The 501-nt window shown below is 53.3% G+C and carries 1 pseudogene; it reads left to right on the top strand.

Annotated features, from left to right (window positions below):
• Positions 1-501, top strand: a pseudogene (locus ED312_RS23995) (endonuclease); the annotation flags it as partial.

Below are 501 nucleotides of genomic sequence, written 5' to 3' on the forward strand. Positions count from 1 at the left end.
CGACGGTTCCGGAGGTGCCCGGAATACCTCTGCTTATATTCCCGCGTTACCTACCCCCGGAACTGCTAACGGAGGAACTGCAGAACCTACGGAACCTGTTTCAATAGCTGAAGCCCGAAGTGTGGCAGACGGGACTACCATAACAATTTCCGGAGTGCTCACCGTGTCCGATCAGTTCGCAGGTTCGGCATATATTCAGGATGCTACCGGAGGGATAGCGGTGTTTGACCAGTCCGTACATGGCGACGGGACTTTTCAAATAGGCGATTCCATAACACTCACGGGAACACGGAGTGCCTTTAATAACCAGGTACAGATAAGTCCGGTAACCCTGGTGACGGGACATGGGCCTGCAAATAATCCTATAGAGCCCGTGGAGATCAGCCTGGCGGAAATGGGAAACCATCCGGGAGAGCTCGTACGTATAAGCGGGGTATCATTTCCCGTTCCCGGTGATATGCTCTTTGGCAATTCCAACTACATCCTCACCGATACGGCAGG

Origin of the sequence: Sinomicrobium pectinilyticum (assembly GCF_003725735.1) — a bacterium.
GTDB classification, from domain to species: Bacteria; Bacteroidota; Bacteroidia; order Flavobacteriales; family Flavobacteriaceae; genus Sinomicrobium; species Sinomicrobium pectinilyticum.